We start from the raw sequence: 18,821 nt of genomic DNA on the forward strand, positions 1-18,821 counted from the left end.
TGGCCCGAGGGCTCGCCTGGGTTCTTCTCGTCGATCATGGTCATGATTCTTACCGTTCCTCTCGGTACGGCTTACACAGACCATCTGACACGCCCGCCTAGTCATCGCCTCGGACGCTGTAAGCCCCACCCCGTACACTCGCGTCGTGATCACCGGAACTCTCAAAAACCAGGTTGACCGCGTCTGGGACGCCTTCGCCACGGGTGGCATCAGCAACCCTCTTGAGGTGATCGAGCAGATCACCTACCTGCTGTTCCTGCGTCGCCTGGATGAGGCACAGACGCAAGCCGAGGCCAAGGCGCGCCGCACGAACCAACCGGTGGAGACGACGATCTTCGACGCCGACCACCAGCACCTCCGCTGGCACCAGCTGAAGAACGTCGCCTCGGACGAACTCTTCGCCCGCATGGACCGCGAGGTCTTCCCGTTCCTGCGCCGTCTCGGCCAGCAGATTGGAGGGGAGGACTCCACTTACGCGCACCACATGCGAGACGCCCGCTTCACCATCCCCAACGCGCGCATGCTCGCCACCGCCGTGGATCTGATCGACAAGCTTCCCCTCACAAACCGGGACACCACCGGTGACCTGTACGAATACCTCCTCTCCAAGCTCTCCACCGCGGGACGGAACGGCCAGTTCCGCACGCCGCGGCACATCATCGACCTCATGGTGCGGATGACGGCGCCCACCCCGGAGGACGTGATCGTGGACCCGGCATGTGGCACGGCAGGGTTCCTCGTCGGCGCGTCGGAGTATCTGCGGGAGGAACACCCGGAACTTTTCTTTGACATGAACCAGCGGCTGCACTTCAACCGGCGCATGTTCCACGGATATGACTTCGACAGCACCATGCTGCGCATCGCCAGCATGAACATGCTCATGCACGGGGTGGAGTCCCCGGACATCGCGTACCGGGACTCCCTGGCCCAGGGTGCTAGCGACGGCGACGCTGGCAAATACAGCTTGATCCTCGCCAATCCGCCGTTCGCCGGGTCCCTCGACGCCGAGGGCGTCAGCTCTGACCTGCAGCGCGTGGTGAAGACGAAGAAGACGGAGTTGCTCTTCCTGGCCCTGTTCCTGCGGCTGTTGCAGCCGGGCGGTCGTGCGGCGGTGATCGTCCCGGAGGGGGTGCTGTTCGGCTCGTCTAAGGCCCACAAGGACTTGCGCCGGATGCTGGTGGAGGACCATCACCTGCAGGCGGTGGTGAAGTTGCCTGCGGGTGTGTTCAAGCCCTACGCAGGGGTCTCGACGGCGATCCTCTTCTTCCGCAACGACGGTCCCGGCAGCACGGACGACGTCTGGTTCTACGACGTCCGCGCCGATGGGTTCTCGCTGGACGACAAGCGCACGCCGGTGGAGGCCAACGACCTGCCGGACCTCGTTCAGCGGTGGCAGAACCCGGCAGGAGAGAAGGACCGGCCGCGGACCGCGCAGTCCTTCCTGGTGCCCAAGGCGGACATCGTGGAGCAGGGGTACGACCTCTCCCTGAACCGGTACAAGGAGTTGGAGATCGAGGAGGTCGAGCACCGGGACCCGCTGGAGATCCTCGTCGACCTCGAACAGCTCGACGCCGAGATTGCCGCTGGGACTGCGGAGCTCAAGGGGATGCTGCGGTGAAGACGGTGAAGCTGGGTGACATTGTTTCCCTTAAGTACGGGAAAGCGCTGAAACAGGGTGATCGCCGAGGGGGGCCTGTTGCCGTCGTGGGCTCCAGTGGCGTCGTGGGGTTCCATGATCAAGCCCTCAGTTCGGGCCCCGCGATTGTCGTAGGAAGGAAGGGGTCAATCGGGTCGGTCACCTGGGTGCCCGGTGATGTTTGGCCTATAGATACTGCCTACGAGGCGGTGCCTCTCGGGGAGGGCGTCGATCTTCGGTGGCTGTATTGGATCCTTAGCGCTCTCGGTCTCAAGGGAATGAATAAATCAGCGGCAGTGCCAGGATTGAATCGGGATGATGTGTATCGTCTCTCGATTAGGCTTCCTGATCTCAAGGAGCAAAGGCGCATTTCGGCGATTCTGGACCAGGCTGACGAGCAGCGGTCGCGCCGGCGGGCGCAACTCGAGCGACTGGCTGCTCTTGTCCAGGTGGCGTTCGCTGATCGCGTCCGGGAGGCCGGTCCCGGGCAGCCCCTATCGGAGCTTGCGTCTTTCGTACGAGGCGTCACCTTCAAGCCCGAAGATGTGGCTGAGTCAGGTGTCCCCGTGATGCGTACGAAGAATGTGCAGAAGCGCCTGGACAGTTCGGATCTTATTCGCATCCCGGCAGAGCTCATCAAGAACGAGGCAAAGTATCTGCAAGAGGGGGACACCTTAGTGTCCAGTGCGAACAGCTACAACCTCGTAGGAAAATGCTGTTTCGTTGACTCCCTGCCGGAGCCGTCGGCTATCGGCGGATTCGTTTCAGCGCTTCGTCCCGGCCCCGACGTCGACCCGACTTTCCTCTACGCCTGGTTCAACAGTGACAGAGTCCAAGCGACCGTGCGAAGCTTTGGCAATAAGACGACGAATATCAGCAACCTCAACATCAAACGGACGTTGCAGTTGCGTATCCCGGACGTGTCTCTCGATATGCAGAGAGAATTCGCCGCCGTCGTCGAGAAGATCGACGTGCAGCGAGCGCGTGTCGAGCGGGCACTGGCGTTGGAGGACGAGCTGTTCGCGTCGCTCCAACACAGGGCATTCCGCGGGGAGCTGTGAATCCGGCAGGATGACAGTGGGCGGCTCGGTGGTGAGCTGCCGGAGAGGGTGTTGATGGCAGGCAACATGGACTGGGTGGAGCGGGCGCTCCCCGTTGCTCACGAGGACGCTGCGCAGGCCGAGGGCTACATGAGCACCGACCCGCGCGCGGCCGCGTTCTATGCCCGGCGCTGCGTCGAACGGGTCGTCGAGTTCGTCTACGCCACCCATCGCCTCGAGGACCCGTACAAGACCGACCTCTCCGGCCTCATCAACGGGGTAGCCTTCACCGGCCTGGCCGGACGCCCGGTGGTGGACAAGCTCAACTTCCTCCGTAAGGCCGGCAACAACGCCGTTCACAAGGATTCCGTGCTGGATGCCCGCGCCGCCCTCACCATCCTGCGCGAGCTGTTCCACGTGCTCGTCTGGGCCGCGTTCCACCACGGCCCGCACCCGGAGGCCGTGCCCACCGGTGCGCAGTTCGACCACGCACTTGCCCCGCAGAAGGCCGCCATGAGCGTGGAGCAGCTCGACGCCGTGATTGCCCGGCTCAAGAAGCAGGACGAGGACAACGCCCGTCTCCGCGAGCAGAACGAGCAGCAGGCCGCCGCGTACGAGGCCGAGATCCAGGCCCTGCGGGAGCAGATCGCCGCCGCCCAGGCCGCCGCCACCACCAGCGAACTCCCCGACCTTCACGACTACGACTACGCAGAGGCGGAGACCCGCTCTCTCTTCATCGACCTCCTCCTCGCCGAGTCCGGGTGGCCCCTCGACCAGGCTCGCGACCGCGAGTACCCCGTCACCGGGTTGCCCACCCCCGGCGGCACCGGGCGTGTGGACTACGTTCTCTGGGGAGCCGATGGTCTGCCCCTGGCCGTGGTGGAGGCCAAGCGCACCACCAAGAGCGCGCTCGAAGGCCAGGAACAGGCCCGCCGATACGCTGACGCCCTTGAAGCGCAGTTCGCTCGCCGCCCGCTGATCTTCTACACCAACGGCTATGACCACTGGTTCTGGGACGATGCGGCCTTCGGCGAGGCCGGCGGCTACCCGCCCCGTGAGATTGAAGGGTTCTTCACCGCCGACGAGCTCGAGCGCCTCATCCAGCGGCGTACCGTCCGCCAGGACCTTACGGACGTGCCGGTCAACGTGGACATCGCGGGACGGCCATACCAGCTGGAGGCGATCTCCGCCGTCGGGCAGGCCCTCGCCGCCCGCCAGCGCGATGCCCTGCTGGTCATGGCCACCGGCACCGGCAAGACCCGGACCGCCATCGCCCTCGTGGACCAGCTGATTCGGGGGAACTGGGTCAAGCGGGTCCTGTTCCTCGCGGACCGGACGGCCCTGGTACGGCAGGCCAAACGGGCGTTTGCCGCGAACCTGCCGGACACCGCCGTCGTGAACCTGCAGGACGAGAAGCGCGGGGAGGGGCGGGTCTACACCGCGACCTACCCGACCATGCTCAATCTGCTGGAGCACGACGGGCAGGACGGTGGGACGCGGAGGTTCGGCGCCGGGTACTTCGACCTCGTGATCATCGACGAGGCCCACCGCTCCGTCTATCAGAAGTACGGCGCGATCTTCGACTGGTTCGACTCCCTGCTGGTGGGCCTCACCGCTACACCCAAGGACGAGGTGGACCACAACACCTACCGGCTGTTCCACCTCGAGGACGGGGTGCCCACCTTCGCCTTCGACCTTGAGGAGGCCGTGGAGCAGGGGTACCTGGTGCCGCCGCTGGGGGTGTCCGCGGGGACGGAGTTCCTGCGCCAGGGGATCCGTTACGCCGACCTCTCCGACGAGGAGAAGGCCGAGTGGGACGCGCTGGATTGGGGCGAGGACGGCCCCCCGGACAGCGTGGACTCCGAGCAGGTCAACAGGTTCCTCTTCAACGAAGACACCGTGGACAAGGTCCTGGAGCTGCTCATGGAGCGCGGTCAGAAGGTGGCCGGCGGTGACCGGCTCGGCAAGACCATCGTGTTCGCGAAGAACCAGAATCATGCCGACTTCATCGAGCGTCGATTCAACGCGCGGTTCCCCGAGCTGGGCGGGACGTTCGCACGGGTGATCACCAGCAAGACCGCGTTCAACGACGCACTGCTGGATGACTTCTCCGACTCGGACAAGGCCCCACATATCGCCATCAGCGTGGATATGCTGGACACCGGGGTGGACATCCCTGAGGTGGTGAACCTGGTGCTGTTCAAGGTGGTCCACTCCAAGACCAAGTTCTGGCAGATGATCGGCCGCGGCACCCGCCTGTGTCCCGATCTGTTCGGGCCCGGGCAGGACAAGAAGAACTTCACCGTCTTCGACTTCGGAGAGAACCTGCCTTACTTCAACCAGGATCTCCCCGAGCCGGGGTCCTCCGTGCAGAAGTCCCTTACCCAGCGGTTGTTCGAGGCACGGGCCGGGATTGTGGCGGCCCTGGATGCGCGCGAGGGCGATGGGGAGGCGGGCTCGGCCAGCGTCGTACGCCAGGCCCACGCCACCTGGCTGCACTCCTACGTGGAGGGCATGCCGATGCAGAACCTGCTGGTGCGCAAGCACCGGCGCCACGTGGAGCGCTGGTCCGAGCCCGATGCGTGGGCCGCGGTGACCGCCGAGGATGTCGACGAACTCGCCGACCATGTGGCCGGACTGCCCTCCACGCTGCGTGACCCGGACGAAGCAGCGAAGCGCTTCGACCTCGTGACCCTGCGCTGGCAGTTGGCCACCCTGGACGGTGATGCCGCCCTGGCGGAGCGTTGCCGCAGATCCGTCCAGGAGGTCGCGGGTGCGTTGCTGAGTCAGCTGGCTATCCCAGCCGTCAAGGTGGAAGAGTCCCTGCTGCGCTCCGTTGCGGAAGACCTGTGGTGGGAAGGCGCTGGCGTCGTTGACGTGGAGGCGCTGCGGGAGAGCCTGCGCGGACTGGTGGTGTTCCTGCCGAGGCTGAGCTCCTCACCGGTGTACACGGACTTCGTGGACACCCTGGGGGAGATCGACGAGGTGGTCGTGGTGCCGGCACGGCCGGGCATGAATTGGGAGCGCTACCGCGAGAAGGCCATGGCCTTCCTGCGCGCCGAGGAGGACACCCTGGCGTTGCGGAAGCTCCGCGGCAACCAGCCGCTGACGGCCACGGATCTCGAGGAGCTCGGTCGCATGCTGGTGGCGGCGGGCGGATCTGACCGGCCGGAGCTGGATTGGGTGCGTGAGCACGCCGGCGCCGAGCTGGGCGTCTTCGTGCGCAGTCTTGTGGGGTTGGAGCGGCGGGCCGCGGAAGAGGCGCTGGCCGCGTTCCTGGACGAGGGCAGGTGGACCACGCGCCAGATCCGCTTCACCCGCATGCTCGTGGACGACCTGGTGCGCAACGGCGTGGTGGACCCGGGTCGGCTCTACGAGGACCCGTATCTCGCACTGGGTGGCGTCGATGCCGTGTATCCGCAGGATGCTGCGGACGCCGTGGTGGCCGTACTGGCCGAGGTGCGGGCGCGGGCCGAGGTGGAAGCGGGGAAGGTGGCCTGAGGACGGACTACTTGCGGACGGCGCGCTGAGCGACCTGGGGCAACATCTGACCAATCTGTCTGAGCCCATCCGGACCAGTGATGGCGGCGACTGCGATGATGCCTGCTGTGCCAATGGGCTAGGCCCGTGGTGCTCAGGACCGCACGCATTTGCTCGTGGGCCAGACCGGCGAGGAAACGTTGGTTCTCGAGGTCTTTTTTTCGTTGGCCCGGTCAATGAGTTCATCCACCATCCTGGCCATCCGCCACACCTACAAGGAGTCGGGGCTGCCATCGCGGGCGGCGGCCACGCCGGAGCGGGTGCTCGCCTACACACGGGAGCAGCACCACGTGGGGAAGTTCCCGAAGGAGCCCGCCCGCCACTGGCTGATCTTCATGGGGGAGGGAGGACGTCGTTCTCGCCTCACCGCCGTGTACGAGAACCGCGGGGAGGTCGTGGCTGAGCGCACGGAGCGGTACCGGTACTACGACGTTGCGCCGGTGCCGCTGCTGGCCTCCCTCGAGGAGCGCCTGGTGGTGGAGTGGTCCGCAGACCCCGTGAACTGGGCCAAGCGCGGCCCCCTGGCGGCGCGCTTCCCCGTCCTCGAGATCGCCGACCCCACCACCGAGGCGTTCCCCGGCTTCGACCATGTGCTGCTCAGCTACGGGGACCTGCAGTCAATGGTGACCGAGACTCGCTACGCAGGCTGGCGCACCGCCCTGGAGGCCGTACGCGGGATCTACCTGATCGCCGACGAGACCGCGGGCCGGTGCCACGTCGGCAAGGCCGACGGTGAGCGTGGTGTGCTCGGACGGTGGGAGGCCTACGCCCGTGACGGGCATGGTGGGAACGTCGCCCTCCGGGATGCCCTGGAGCTCGACCCCGACCAGCCGGAGCCGTACACGTTCAGCCTGTTGCGCGTGTTCGGCTCCAATACCCCGCAGGCCCAGATCGACGCCGCGGAGAAGCACTACAAGGACGCTCTGATGACGCGCCGGTTCGGGCTGAACCGGAACTGAACGGACGTCGTTGTCCGGGGGGAGAGAGCGAAGGGCAGACGGGAGGGGGGATGGATTGCCCCCGCCGAGCCTCGGGGAGGAGGGCAAGTGCGCCATCCAGGCACAGCAGTCACCGCTGAATTCCTCGAATATGACTGCCCGCGAGCACACGGGGCATCTGCAAGCCGCCCGCATTGATGTCATCGCGCGGGCCGAGGTCGTCGAGGCGGGCGGGCCAGGTCTGATGGGTGTGAACGGCCCACCCGGGACCGGCAAGACGACGATGCTCAGGGACATCCTGGCGTCCAACGTCGTCGAACGAGCACGCCGATTGTCGGCGTGTGAGAACCCATTCGACGCCCTCACCGAACGCACCCATGAGTGGACCGGCCAGGGCAGGATGCGACGACGGGCGCGCGAACTCCGGCCCGAGGTGGCCGGCCTCGAAAAGGTGGTGGCTTCGGCAAACAACGCGGACGAGGAGAACCTCTCCGAGGAGATTCCACATCGGAGCGCCATCAAGGACAGCCGGAACGTGGATGCGGACTACTTCGCCTGCCTGTCCACCGCCGCCTTGGGCGGAAGCGGCGGGGGAAGAGGACGCCCTGGGTGAGGACAGCTTGACGTCGGAGCAGCCGGGCGCCTCGGGCCTGGCCACTGCGCCGATGGCAGCGGCACCGACTCCGCCCCGCTCCGCGCGCAGGCGGCCGACGAGGGGGTAGTGCTGCACGGGGTCCTTCCGGAGGGGCCGGACCGGCCCGGACCGGCCCGGGGCGCACGGAGCCGGCCGGACCGGCCTACGGACCGGACGGTCAGCCCTGGGCCGACTCGACGTCCTCGTCGACCCAGTCGCGGGAGCGTTCCACGGCCTTCTTCCACAGCCGCAGGGCGCGCTCAACCTCCTCCTCGTCCGTGGTGGGCTCCCAGCGCTTGTCCTCTTCCCAGTTGGCCACGAGCTCGTCCTGGGACGCCCAGAACCCCACCGCCAGGCCTGCGGCGTAGGCGGCGCCGAGAGCGGTGGTCTCGATGACCTTGGGGCGCACGACGGGCACGCGCAGCAGGTCCGCCTGGAACTGCATGAGCAGCTCGTTGGCGACCATGCCACCGTCGACCTTCAGTTCGGTCAGGTCCACGCCGGAGTCCGCGTTCATGGCGTCCAGGACCTCGCGGCTCTGGAAGGCGGTGGCCTCGAGCGCCGCGCGGGCGATGTGCCCCTTGTTGACGTAACGGGTCATGCCCACCATGACGCCGCGGGCCGCGGCGTCCCAGTGCGGGGCGAAGAGGCCGGAGAACGCGGGGACGAAGTACACGCCGCCGTTGTCCTCCACGCCGGCGGCCAGGGTCTCGACCTCCGGGGCGCTGCCGATCATCCCGAGGTTGTCCCGCAGCCACTGGATCAGCGAGCCGGTGACGGCGATCGAGCCCTCCAGCGCGTACACCGGCTTCTGGTCGCCAATGCGGTACGCCACCGTGGTGAGCAGGCCGTTGTCCGAGTGCACCGGCTCCTCGCCGGTGTTGATCAGCATGAAGTTGCCGGTGCCGTACGTGTTCTTGGCCTGGCCGACCTCGAAGCACGCCTGGCCGAAGGTCGCCGCGTGCTGGTCGCCCAGGATGCCGGTGATCGGCGTCTCGCGCAGCAGCTGCTGGCCGGATACGGTGCCCACCTCGGCGGAGGAGCTGACGATCTCCGGAAGCATGGACATCGGGATGCCCATGTCCGCGCAGATCTCCTCGTTCCAGTCGAGGGTGTCCAGGTTCATCAGCATGGTGCGGGAGGCGTTGGTGACGTCGGTGACGTGCCGGCCGCCCTCGCCGCCGCCGGTGAGATTCCACACGAGCCACGAGTCCGTGGTGCCGAAGATGAGGTCGCCGTTCTCGGCGGCCTCCCGGGCACCGTCCACGTTCTCCAGAATCCAGGCCACCTTGGGGCCGGAGAAGTACGTGGCCAGGGGCAGCCCGACGCGCTCCTTGTAGCGGTCCGCGCCGACGTCGCCGGCCAGGCGCTCGCAGAGGTGGTCGGTGCGGGTGTCCTGCCACACGATGGCGTTGTACACCGGCTTGCCGGTGTTGCGGTCCCACACCACGGTGGTCTCACGCTGGTTCGTGATGCCCACGGCGGCGACGTCGTGTCGGGTCACCTCGGCGCGGGCCAGGGCCTCGCCGATGACCTCGCGGGTGTTCGTCCAGATCTCCACCGGGTCGTGCTCCACCCAGCCGGCGCGCGGGAAGATCTGCTCGTGTTCGCGCTGACCAGTGGACACGATGGCCCCACTGTGGTCGAAGAGGATCGCGCGCGTGGACGTGGTGCCCTGGTCGATGGCCATCACGTAGCGGGGGGTGGTCATGTCCTACTCCTTCGGAGGTGGTCACGGGGGTGTGGGGGTGGCGGGCACGTTCCCGACGGGGAACGTGCCCGCCGGGGTTGGACGGGCAGACCGCTCAGACGAACAGAGGCGCGGCGAGGCCGGCCAGGACGGCGCCGACGAGCGGGCCGACGATCGGCACCCAGGCGTAACCCCAGTCCGAGCCGCCCTTGTGCCGGATCGGCGCGACAGCGTGGAACAGGCGGGGGCCCAGGTCGCGCGCCGGGTTGATGGCGTACCCCGTGGGGCCGCCCAGGCTCGCGCCGATCGCGACGACGAGCAGGGCCACCGCGAGCGGGCCGAGCCCGGAGGGGGTGGAGCCGAAGAGCAGGATCACGAACACCAGGACGAACGTGGCGATCACCTCGGTGACCATGTTCCACAGCGGGTTGCGGATCTCGGGACCTGTGGCGAACGTGCCCAGGATCGCGCCCTGGTCCGTCTCCGCCTGGTAGTGGTCGCGGTAGGCCAGCCAGGCCAGGGCCGCGCCGAGGAAGGCGCCGATCAGCTGCGCCGCGAAGTACGCGAGCGTGGTGCCGAGGGTCACGGCGATGCCGGGGGCGTACTCCTCGGCGCCGCTGACGAGCAGGCCGACGGTCACGGCGGGGTTCAGGTGCGCACCGGTCGCGGCAGCGACGTAGACGCCCGCGAAGACGCCCAGCCCCCAGCCGAAGCTGATGAGCAGCCAGCCTCCGCCGTTGCCCTTGGTCTTCGTCAGGACGACGTTGGCGACGACGCCGACGCCGAGCAGGAGGAGGATGGCCGTGCCGGCGATCTCATGCAGGAAGATCGTGCCCATGGACGGGCTCCTTTCCGTGGACGGGGGCGGCGTCGGCAGCTGCGAGCGCGGCGGCGGCGGTGACGTCGTCGTGGGCGGTCTCGCCGCGGAGGCGGGCGGCGACGAGGTCCTTGTACGCCCGGATCTCACCGGCGATGCGCTCTTCATCCCAGCCCAGCTCGGGGGCCACGAGGGACGCGATCTCCGCGGCCGCCGCGACGCCGCGGTCACGGACCTCGGTGGACAGGCGCGTGCGGCGCTCGATGACGTCGTCCAGGTGGACGACGCCCTCGGCCCGGGCGGCGTGGACGATCTCGGCGCGCAGGTAGCGCGGCGCCTCGGCGAGAGGGACGCTCAGGGACGGGTCGGCGTCGATCAGGTCGAGCACGTGGCGCAGCACGGTGCCGTAGCGGAACAGGAGCCGGTCCACGCGGGCCTCGTCCAGGCCGTAGTCGGCGGCGATGCGGTCCGCCTCCGCCTCGATCTCCGAGTAGCCGAGGCCGCCGAGCACGGGGATGTGCTCGGTGAGGCTGGGACGGGTCGGGTGGGTCTCGCGCACCACGAAGTCCACGACGTCCTCGGCCATGGCCCGGTACGTGGTCCACTTGCCGCCGGCCACGGCGGTGAGGCCGGGGGCCACCTCGGTGACGGTGTGCTCACGGGAGATCTTGGTGGAGCCGCCGTCGGATCCGGTGACCGGCTGCAGGAGCGGGCGCAGGCCGGCGTACGTGGCGATCACGTCGTCTCGCGTGAGGTCCTCCTTCAGCACCGCGTTGGCGTGCTCGAGGATGTAGTCGATGTCGTCCGCGGTGGTGGCCGGATGGGCCACGTCCTCCGCCCACGGGGTGTCCGTGGTGCCGATCACCCAGTACTCGTCCCACGGGATGAGGAACAGCACGGACTTCTCCGTCTTGGTGATCACGCCGGTGGCGGCGTCGGCGCGGATGCGGTCGCGCGGGACGGTGATGTGGGCGCCCTTGGAGGCGAGCACCTCGAGGCCGCCGTCGGCCCCGGCCAGCTCCTGCTGCTCCTGGGTCCACACGCCCCCGGCCAGGATGACGGCGCGCGCGTGCACGTCGAACTCCTCGCCGGAGGTCTCCTCGCGGACACGCACGCCCTGCACACGGCCGTCGTCGCCGCGCAGGTAGCCGGTGACGGCGGTGTAGTTGGCGGCCACGGCGCCGTGGTCCACGGCGGATCGCACGAGCATCATGGCCAGGCGGGCGTCGTCGAACTGGGCGTCGGCGTACTCCACCGCGCCGACGATCTTCTCGTCGTCGAGGGAGGGGAAGGTCGCGGCCATGGAGCGGCGGCTGAGATGGCGGTGCGCGCCCATCGCGCGGCGGCGGCCGAGCGACTGCATGGCGTCGTACATGGTGACGCCGGCGCCGATGAAGCCGCGGTCGATCACCTTGTGGAAGAACGGGAAGACGAAGCGCAGGGGGCGCACCAGGTGGGGCGCGGTCTGGGTGAGCAGCAGGTCGCGCTCCCGCAGCGCCTCATACACCAGCTTGACGTCCAGCATCTCGAGGTAGCGCAGGCCACCGTGCATGAGGCGGGAGGAGCGGGACGACGTCCCGGAGGCCCAGTCGCGGGCCTCGACGATGCCCACGTCGAGGCCGCGGGTGGCCGCGTCGAACGCGGCGCCCACGCCGGTGGAGCCGCCGCCCACGATCAGGATGTCGAGGGGGGCCTCCGGGCTGGTGGCCCGGAGGCGGGCGAGGTGATCCTCCCGCGTGGCGGCGGAGAGGGAGACGGTTCGCAGGGTCGGCATGGGGGGTTGCTCCTTTATCAGTGGAGACACAGTGTAGTGGCGTGGCTCACGATACCCGGTGTCACGTCACGAGATCCGGTATCAGCACGAGCCGAGGTCCATGATGTCACTCCCGGGCCGCGGGTATGCACGCGTCGGGTACGGTCTCGCGGAACCCGAGCGGCTCGTACAGGGCCACGTCGGTGCGCGTGGAGGTGGCCCGTCTCGCACGGTCCCCGGGCTGTGGCACCTCACCCTGTTCCGCTGGAACGAGGGCGGAGCGCCCCGGGTGACGCGTGCCCACGGGTGAGGCCCCGCCCCTACACTCCGACCATGGACATCACCGTCGGCGCCGTCGGCCGCGCCTCGCTCTCGGACTGGGAGCAGGAATGCTGCGGTGACTCGATCGCCGTGGGGGAAGTCCACGAGCTGATCCTGCTGCCCTCCCGGGGAGTGAGTCAGGCTGGGCCCCTGGCCTCTGCAGGCTGGGTCGTCACCCATCACGACGACGGCAGCCCCGCCGGGTCGATCCCGTTGCGTCGTGTGCGGGCCGTGGTGAGGGCGGTACACGAGGTGTGGCCCTCGGGGCGGCTCGCCGAGATCGACCGCGTCCCCGGCCACGCTGACCTGACGATCCTGGAGCCGGAGGAGGCCACCGGCCTCGGCTTGGGGGAGGTCGTCTACGTCGGCGCCTACGAGCCGGTGCTCCCCGAGACTCCCCGCCCTGACGAGTGGCTTCTCGACCTGGAGATCCTCGAGGATCTCGGTCCGCGCACCTGGTGAGCCTCACGAGTCCATCCCCTCACGGTCTCGAGCTGCATGGGGTGAGCGTAGAAGTCCGTTCGGCGGCACGGATTGCCCCCGACACGCCGACCTCGGTGCGCATGGATGCGAACGGTCACATCACCGCATCCCCCACGCCTCTCCACGATGCGCACGTGGGGGATTTCTCTTTCGCCACGGGGTCCTAGGTGTAGGAGGGCATGACGTTGTTGACTCGGGTCGGTGCCAGTGAGGCCGGAGGAGCGTCTCCGCAGGAGGTATGAGGCCGATGATAGTTGTAGTGGTTCACCCACACCGCCAGGGCCTCACGCCGAGCTTGCTCTGAGGAGTACGGGCGGGCGTAGAGGACCTCGTCCACCATCAGCCGGTTGTAGCGTTCGACCTTCCCGTTGTGACGCGGGGTGTAGGGGCGGATCCGGTGATGCCGGCCCCCGAGCGAGACCACCTTCCGGGTGAAGTCCACGGCCCGGTAGTTGTTGCCGTTGTCCGTGACCACCCGGTCCACGGTGATGCCGTGAGCGGCGAAGAACGCCCTCGCCCGGCAGAAGAACCCGATCGTGGTCACCGCCCGCTCATCCTCCAACGCCTCCGTGTACGCCAGGCGGGTGAACCCGTCGATCGCCGAGTGCAGGTAGGTGTAGCCGACCCGTCGGCCAGGCCCGCGTTTGGCCGCTCGCGCGTTCTCGGAGTCCCGGCCGTGAGCACGCCAGCCGCCCCCCTCGGGGATGCGCCCGATTTTCTTCACGTCCAGGTGCACCATGTGCCCCGGGCCGCGGGCGGTGATCTTCTGTGGTCGTTGGCGCAGGTCCTCACCCGTGGGCGCGAGGTCTGGCAACCGGGAGATGCCCAGCCGGTGCATCCACCTGCCCACGGTGCGCAGGCACAGCTGGTGGCCTTCGGAGGCGAGGTGGTGATGGATGCGCCGTGCGGACCACTTGCGCTCCCGCCGCAGGGCGTGGATCTGGGCGACCAGGACCGGATCGAGCTGGGCAGGTGAACGGTGCGGCCGGCTGGGCAGGTCCTGAAGGCCGGCTTCTCCCTGGGCGCGGTAGCGGGCGACCCAGGTGGCCACCGTGGGCCGGCTCACCCGGAACTCGGCGGCCACGTGTGCCTGCGGGATCCCGTCGTGCAGGTGGCGGTGGACCATCCTGAGTCGGCCGGTGGGGGTCAGGGGTGCGTTAGCGTGAGTCATGAGCGGGTCTTTTCGGGCAGGTCGGTGGTGTAGGAACTTCCATCCTGCGGGAGAGGCCCGCTCGTCTCATCTCAGCCCGTACCCCGTGGCAAGAACCTCATGACCCACAACACCTAGGCGGTTCTTCCGGAGCTGACGTTGTCTTCGCCGTCATAGATGGCCCCCCACCTCCCCGGTCGCTCGCGAGCATCGCGTAGACGAGGGTGTCCGTCCACTCGCCCTTGCTCCACAGGTCCTGCCGGTGGTGTGCCTCTCGACGCATCCCGAGCGTCTCGGCCAGTCGGGCGGACGCCGTGTTGCGGGCATCCATCTGTGCCACCACCCGGTGCAGGCCAGACGTCTCGAACCCCAGGTCCAGCAGCGCAGCCGCGGCCTCCCGGGCGAAGCCTTGACCGGCATGCCGCGGATCCAGTGCCCAGCCGATCTCCGCGACACCGCGCTCGCGGTCCGTCAGCCACAGGATCACGTCACCCACGGGGACGCCCGCGTGCTCCACCACCAGGGACACCGCCCCGGATGGGCCGCCGAGGTCGTCCCACGTGATCCGCTTGGCCAGCTTCGCTCGCGCGGTCGCCTCGTCCCAGGGCTCGTCCAGCAGGTGGCGCACCACCTCGGGCTGCATGTACATCTCCTGCAACCAGCCGAGGTCGTCCTCCCGGTGCGGCCGCAGCGTCAGCCGCGCGGTGGGCAACGGCCAGTCAGGGGCGCGGCCGCCCGCAGCCGCGCCCTCCTTGCGCCCCGCCGGAGGCGGGGCGTCGACGTCGGCGGGGACCGGCGTCGTCGTGCCGGACGCCCAGTCCTGGCGCAACATTGCGTAGGCCACGGACGCGAGCGGCTCGCCGCCGTCCACGGGCCAGCCGCGCCGGTAGTGCGCCTCCTTGACCCAGCCGGCCCGGCGGAAGGCGCGCAGCATGGGGACGTTGTCCTCGCGGGTCTGGCCCTCGAAGCGGTCCACCGCAGGCATCGTCTCGAAGACGTGCCGGGTGATCGCGGTGAGGATCTGCGCGCCGAGCCCGCGCCCGCGGAACCGCTCCGCCACGCGCAGGTCGAACAAGGGGGTGGGGTCCGTGAGGTCCTCCAGGCGCACCACGCCGACGCGGCCGTGCTCGGCGTGGTCGATCCAGAAGGTGCGGTGGTCCTCATCCTCCCAGGCGCCGCCATCGACGGCCTTCTCCGCCTCCGGCCGGGTGACGCGCGGGCGCGTGTGGAACGGCCACGGGTTCTCGGTGAGCAGGGCGACGAGCGCGTCCCGGTCGGCGCTTGCCGGGTCGAGCGGAGTGAAGGTGACGTCCATGGGGCCGAGAGTAGGGGAGGGGACGTCACCGCCGCCCGCTGCCGTGACCCCATGGCCACGCCCCTCCTCGACCTCGCGGCGCGCCGCGGCGTCATCTTCCCGCTGCGCACCGAGCGCCTGACGCTCACCCCGTTCGCCGCCGACGACGCCCCTGCCGTCTTCGACTTCTGCTGCCTCCAGGAGGTCTGGACGTGGACGTCGGGGCGGGCTGGGTCCGCCGCCGAGCTTCGGGAGAGCTACCTCGCCGCCGGCGGCCGACTGACGGTCCGCGCGGGCGAGGCGATCATGGGCGTGGGGAAGCTGGCCGTGCAGGACGCGTGGAGCCAGGGCGGCCCTCGCGAGGAGGCCCGCGACGCACAGGCGGAGATCGGCTGGACCATCCACCCGGCCCATGCCGGCCAGGGCTACGCCACCGAGCTCGCCGGCGCCCTGCTGAAGCTGGCCTTCACAGGCCTGGGCGTGCACCGCGTGGAGGCGGAGGCCTTCGCGGACAATGCGCCCAGCCTGCGCGTCATGGAGAAGGTCGGCCTGCGACACGAGGGCACCTTCCGGGAGGAGTCGCTGCACCTCACGCGCGGCTGGGTCGACGGCGTCACCTACGCGATGCTCGCCTCCGAGTTCCTCGCGCGAGTCTGAGCTGCCTTACCCGCCCCACCCCATAAACGCCCATGTCAGAGCGGGGGCAACGCAGCGTAGCCGGTGTGCGCCGGCAGGTAGCGCCCCCTTCCGTCCCGCCGCATACCCCTGGGTGGACAACCCGATGCAGACTGTGACCGTCTCCTCCAGGAAAGGACAGGGCCATGGCACTCACCCAGCGCATCAAGGAGCTCCGCACCCGCAACGGGCTCTCCCAGGCCGCGCTTGCGGACCGGCTGCACGTCTCCCGGCAGGCAGTGACGAAGTGGGAGGCGGGACGCGGCATCCCCGACGTGGACAACCTGCGGGCGATGGCAGCCCTGTTCGGCGTCAGCGTGGACCATCTGCTGGACGGCACCGGGGACGGCGCGGCGCCCGCCGTGCTTCGGCATCCCGTGGACGTCGCCTCCCTTGAGCCGTACAAGCCGGCCGGTCGACCCCTGGGCGCGAAGAGTCACCGGGCCGTGCGCGAGGCCTTCCCTGACGCGGCCATCTACCCCCTCGCGCGGATGCGGTCCAATAACCGGGTGCAGGAGTTCCTCGAGTGGGGGCTGATGCTCGCCTTCGACACCCCCTACGGACTCTTCGGTCTCAGCGACAGCCTCAGCAACCGGGACGCCTACTACCTGGTGGAGGAGAAGAACCGCCATGTGCTCGCTCGCGTCACGCCCCAGGCCGTCGAGGGCAAGGAGCTGCCGGAACCCGTCGAGGGTCGCACGTTCACCGTCGGGGCGGACCGGTTCCGTCGAACGAGCCGCCCCCTCTGACCAGACCGCGGCCGGCCAACTGCTCCTCCGGTCGCTGCCTCGGTCCTGGGTGAGGAGGTCGTTGTGCCCTCGGCCCCGGGCGCTCACCTCCGTGCCGCGGGGCAGGGCGCCGACGTCTAGCGAGTTCCTCGCGCATGCAGCCCGCGTGCAGTCTGGTCCCGTTGACCTGACCGGGGGGGCGTACCACTGCATCTGCCAGCCCGATGTCGCAGCCCGTGGCGACCGTTCAACCTCACGCCGGAGGCCGCTGCCCGCAGGAGCCGGGCCACGTCGTCGCGGCCGCGCCCGACACGGACGGGTCTCGGCCTCGGCGGAGTCGCTGTGAGGCGCGGCCTGCTCTCACTGGTGCGGCAGCAGCGGTCTGCGAAGATCGACGCGCTGAGTATGCAAGGTGAGAGCGAGGAAGGAGTGGCGATGAGCGCATGGGTGGTCCGCGCGGGACAGCGGGGGGAGAACGAGCACTGGAACATCGAGCACGGGCGCATGAGCGTGGGCTGGCCCGAGATCGGTGACCTCTCACCCGCCACATCCCGGGAGGACGTCCGCCGTCGCGTGGAGGAGGCCTACCCCGGCGACGGCGCCGCCCGCTGGGCCAACTACACCGGCCAGCTCTGGGCGTTCCGGGACTCCATCCGCCCGGGTGACCTCGTCATCCTGCCGCTGAAGACCAAGCCCGGCTACGTGCAGTTCGGACGCGTCACCGGCGCATACGCCCACGACGCGGCCGAGGCTGGCTTGCACCGCAGCCACTCCCTGCCGGTGGACTGGCTGGGGGAGCCGGTCTCCAAGACCGTGGTGGGCCAGGACCTCGTCCACACCCTCAATGGCAGCCTCACCGTGTTCCAGCCGAGCCGGAACGACGCCGAACGCCGACTCGAGGCCATCGCTCGAGGAAAGCCCGACCCCGGGTTCACAGAGGGGCTGCCCCGTCCGGTGGCGACCCCCGCCGACCACACCACCACCGAGGTGACGGACCCCGAGACGGCACCGACCGTCGTCGCCATCCGAGACCGTATCCGCGCCCATGTGGCCGGGGAGTTCCGCGAGCACGAGCTGACCCACCTGGTCGCGGAGATCCTCACGGTGCTCGGCTTTAGGTGTGAAGTCTCGCCACCCGGGCCCGACGGCGGCGTGGACATCATCGCGGGCACCGGACCCTTGGGGCTGGACGCGCCGACGCTGATCGTGGAGGTGAAGTCCGAGCCGACCCCGATCGGTTCCCGGGTGCTGCGGGGGCTGCACTCTGCGATGACACAGCACCGGGCGGATCAGGCGCTCCTCGTGGCCTGGGGTGGGGTGACTCGACCCGCAGAGCTGGAGTTCAAACGCGACCGTACGACTATGCGCATCTGGGACGCCGACGCGCTGCTCGATCAGCTCTTCCTCACCTACGACCGGCTGCCGGCCTCCACGCGGGCGCGGATCCCGCTGCAGCAGGTGTGGGTGCTGGAGGACGAGGGGTGACGGCGCCCGAGGTGCTGGTGGCCGAGGCGCGGGAGGCGCTGCTGAACGGGCCGGTGTTCCGAGTGGAGCGGGCTGAGACCGCGCCTGGTGGCGTCAAGGCCGTCACAGCGGACGGTGTGGAGTTTCCGAAGGGGCGCGGTCTGTACGCGATCTCCGAGGTGACACCGTCGTGTGTGGAGGCCGGGACGCTGGACGCGCCGGTCGGCCCCGGCGGCCTGCTCTACGTCGGCAAGGCGGAGAAGAGCCTGGCCCAGCGGGACGTGCGGCAGCACTTCGGGACCGGGAAGACCGGGTGGTCCACGGTGCGGAGATCGTTCGCCGCGCTGCTGCGGGACGAGTTGGGACTGGTGCCCGTCCCACGGGCGACGGCATCGGCGACCTCGACGGCGCCGGCCACGTTCGCATTGACGGGGGAGTCGGACCTGCGGCTGACCACGTGGATGACCGAGCACCTGGCACTGCGCGTCTGGAGGCCGCCGTCGAACGTGGTGCTGGCCGTCGTAGAACGAGAGGTGATCGCGGAGCTGAACCCGCCGCTGAACCTGACCCACGCCGGCCCGCGGCCGCTGCTGAAGGCGGCGCGGAAAGTAATGGTGGGCTTGGCCATGACCCATACTGGCTGACAGAGTGGACCCCT

At 69.0% G+C, this 18,821-nt stretch carries 15 protein-coding genes; 10 read left to right on the top strand and 5 right to left on the bottom strand.

Annotation, left to right across the window (positions count from 1 at the left end; all coding sequences use genetic code 11):
• The first annotated feature begins 145 nt into the window (after positions 1–145).
• The 5 genes from DE149_RS09285 to DE149_RS09305 all read left to right on the top strand — a co-directional run bounded on the left by DE149_RS09285 (position 146) and on the right by DE149_RS09305 (position 7,767).
• The gene (locus DE149_RS09285) at positions 146–1,618 is read left to right on the top strand and encodes a class I SAM-dependent DNA methyltransferase (protein WP_002857768.1); all 1,473 of its coding nucleotides are present in this window, start codon (positions 146–148) and stop codon (positions 1,616–1,618) included.
• Positions 1,615–2,697, top strand: a complete 1,083-nt coding sequence (locus tag DE149_RS09290) for a restriction endonuclease subunit S (protein ID WP_080981675.1) — start codon at positions 1,615–1,617, stop codon at positions 2,695–2,697. The genes DE149_RS09285 and DE149_RS09290 overlap by 4 nt, the downstream gene beginning before the upstream one ends.
• Before the next feature lie 54 nt (positions 2,698–2,751).
• Positions 2,752–6,177 (top strand): DEAD/DEAH box helicase family protein, encoded by a 3,426-nt coding sequence (locus DE149_RS09295; protein ID WP_228070676.1) that lies wholly within the window; start codon positions 2,752–2,754, stop codon positions 6,175–6,177.
• A gap of 215 nt (positions 6,178–6,392) precedes the next feature.
• On the top strand, positions 6,393–7,175 hold the full coding sequence (locus DE149_RS09300; protein ID WP_049145083.1) for a GIY-YIG nuclease family protein: 783 nt from the start codon (positions 6,393–6,395) through the stop codon (positions 7,173–7,175).
• A gap of 130 nt (positions 7,176–7,305) precedes the next feature.
• The gene (locus DE149_RS09305) at positions 7,306–7,767 is read left to right on the top strand and encodes a hypothetical protein (protein WP_233490733.1); all 462 of its coding nucleotides are present in this window, start codon (positions 7,306–7,308) and stop codon (positions 7,765–7,767) included.
• A gap of 199 nt (positions 7,768–7,966) precedes the next feature.
• Here the strand turns inward: DE149_RS09305 and glpK are convergent, their stop codons facing one another.
• The 3 genes from glpK to DE149_RS09320 form a co-directional block, all read right to left on the bottom strand.
• Positions 7,967–9,499: a glycerol kinase GlpK gene (gene glpK, locus DE149_RS09310; protein WP_049145088.1), complete on the bottom strand. Its 1,533-nt coding sequence runs from the start codon at positions 9,497–9,499 to the stop codon at positions 7,967–7,969.
• Positions 9,500–9,593: 94 nt separating this feature from the next.
• Positions 9,594–10,316 carry an MIP/aquaporin family protein gene (locus DE149_RS09315; RefSeq protein ID WP_010079813.1) on the bottom strand — a complete coding sequence of 241 codons (723 nt, stop codon included), beginning with the start codon at positions 10,314–10,316 and terminating at the stop codon, positions 9,594–9,596.
• Complete coding sequence (locus DE149_RS09320; RefSeq protein ID WP_049145090.1) at positions 10,294–12,069, bottom strand: glycerol-3-phosphate dehydrogenase/oxidase; 1,776 nt, start codon at positions 12,067–12,069, stop codon at positions 10,294–10,296. The genes DE149_RS09315 and DE149_RS09320 overlap by 23 nt, the downstream gene beginning before the upstream one ends.
• 312 nt (positions 12,070–12,381) lie before the next feature.
• Here DE149_RS09320 and DE149_RS09325 point away from each other — a divergent pair, with 312 nt between their 5' ends.
• Positions 12,382–12,831 (top strand): hypothetical protein, encoded by a 450-nt coding sequence (locus tag DE149_RS09325; RefSeq protein WP_041104837.1) that lies wholly within the window; start codon positions 12,382–12,384, stop codon positions 12,829–12,831.
• A 184-nt stretch (positions 12,832–13,015) separates the two neighbouring features.
• Here the strand turns inward: DE149_RS09325 and DE149_RS09330 are convergent, their stop codons facing one another.
• Positions 13,016–14,023 carry an IS481 family transposase gene (locus DE149_RS09330; protein WP_113914396.1) on the bottom strand — a complete coding sequence of 336 codons (1,008 nt, stop codon included), beginning with the start codon at positions 14,021–14,023 and terminating at the stop codon, positions 13,016–13,018.
• A 97-nt stretch (positions 14,024–14,120) separates the two neighbouring features.
• On the bottom strand, positions 14,121–15,317 hold the full coding sequence (locus DE149_RS09335) for a GNAT family N-acetyltransferase (RefSeq protein WP_233490734.1): 1,197 nt from the start codon (positions 15,315–15,317) through the stop codon (positions 14,121–14,123).
• Between the two features lie 51 nt (positions 15,318–15,368).
• On the opposite strand from DE149_RS09335, the gene DE149_RS09340 reads away from it, so the two are divergent.
• From DE149_RS09340 to DE149_RS09355, 4 genes are all read left to right on the top strand, one after another.
• Positions 15,369–15,953, top strand: coding sequence for a GNAT family N-acetyltransferase (locus DE149_RS09340; protein WP_049147466.1), 585 nt, complete (start codon positions 15,369–15,371; stop codon positions 15,951–15,953).
• Between the two features lie 164 nt (positions 15,954–16,117).
• Entirely contained in the window at positions 16,118–16,720 is a 603-nt protein-coding gene (locus DE149_RS09345) for a helix-turn-helix domain-containing protein (protein ID WP_049147464.1), read from the top strand.
• 414 nt (positions 16,721–17,134) lie between these two features.
• Positions 17,135–18,184 (top strand): restriction endonuclease, encoded by a 1,050-nt coding sequence (locus tag DE149_RS09350; protein WP_041104874.1) that lies wholly within the window; start codon positions 17,135–17,137, stop codon positions 18,182–18,184.
• A complete protein-coding gene (locus DE149_RS09355) occupies positions 18,181–18,807 on the top strand; it encodes a GIY-YIG nuclease family protein (protein ID WP_049147462.1) in 627 nt (208 codons plus the stop codon). The genes DE149_RS09350 and DE149_RS09355 overlap by 4 nt, the downstream gene beginning before the upstream one ends.
• Positions 18,808–18,821 lie beyond the last annotated feature (14 nt).

It is taken from the genome of Micrococcus sp. KT16 (genome assembly GCF_003315015.1).
In the GTDB taxonomy this organism is placed as follows: Bacteria; Actinomycetota; Actinomycetes; order Actinomycetales; family Micrococcaceae; genus Micrococcus; species Micrococcus luteus.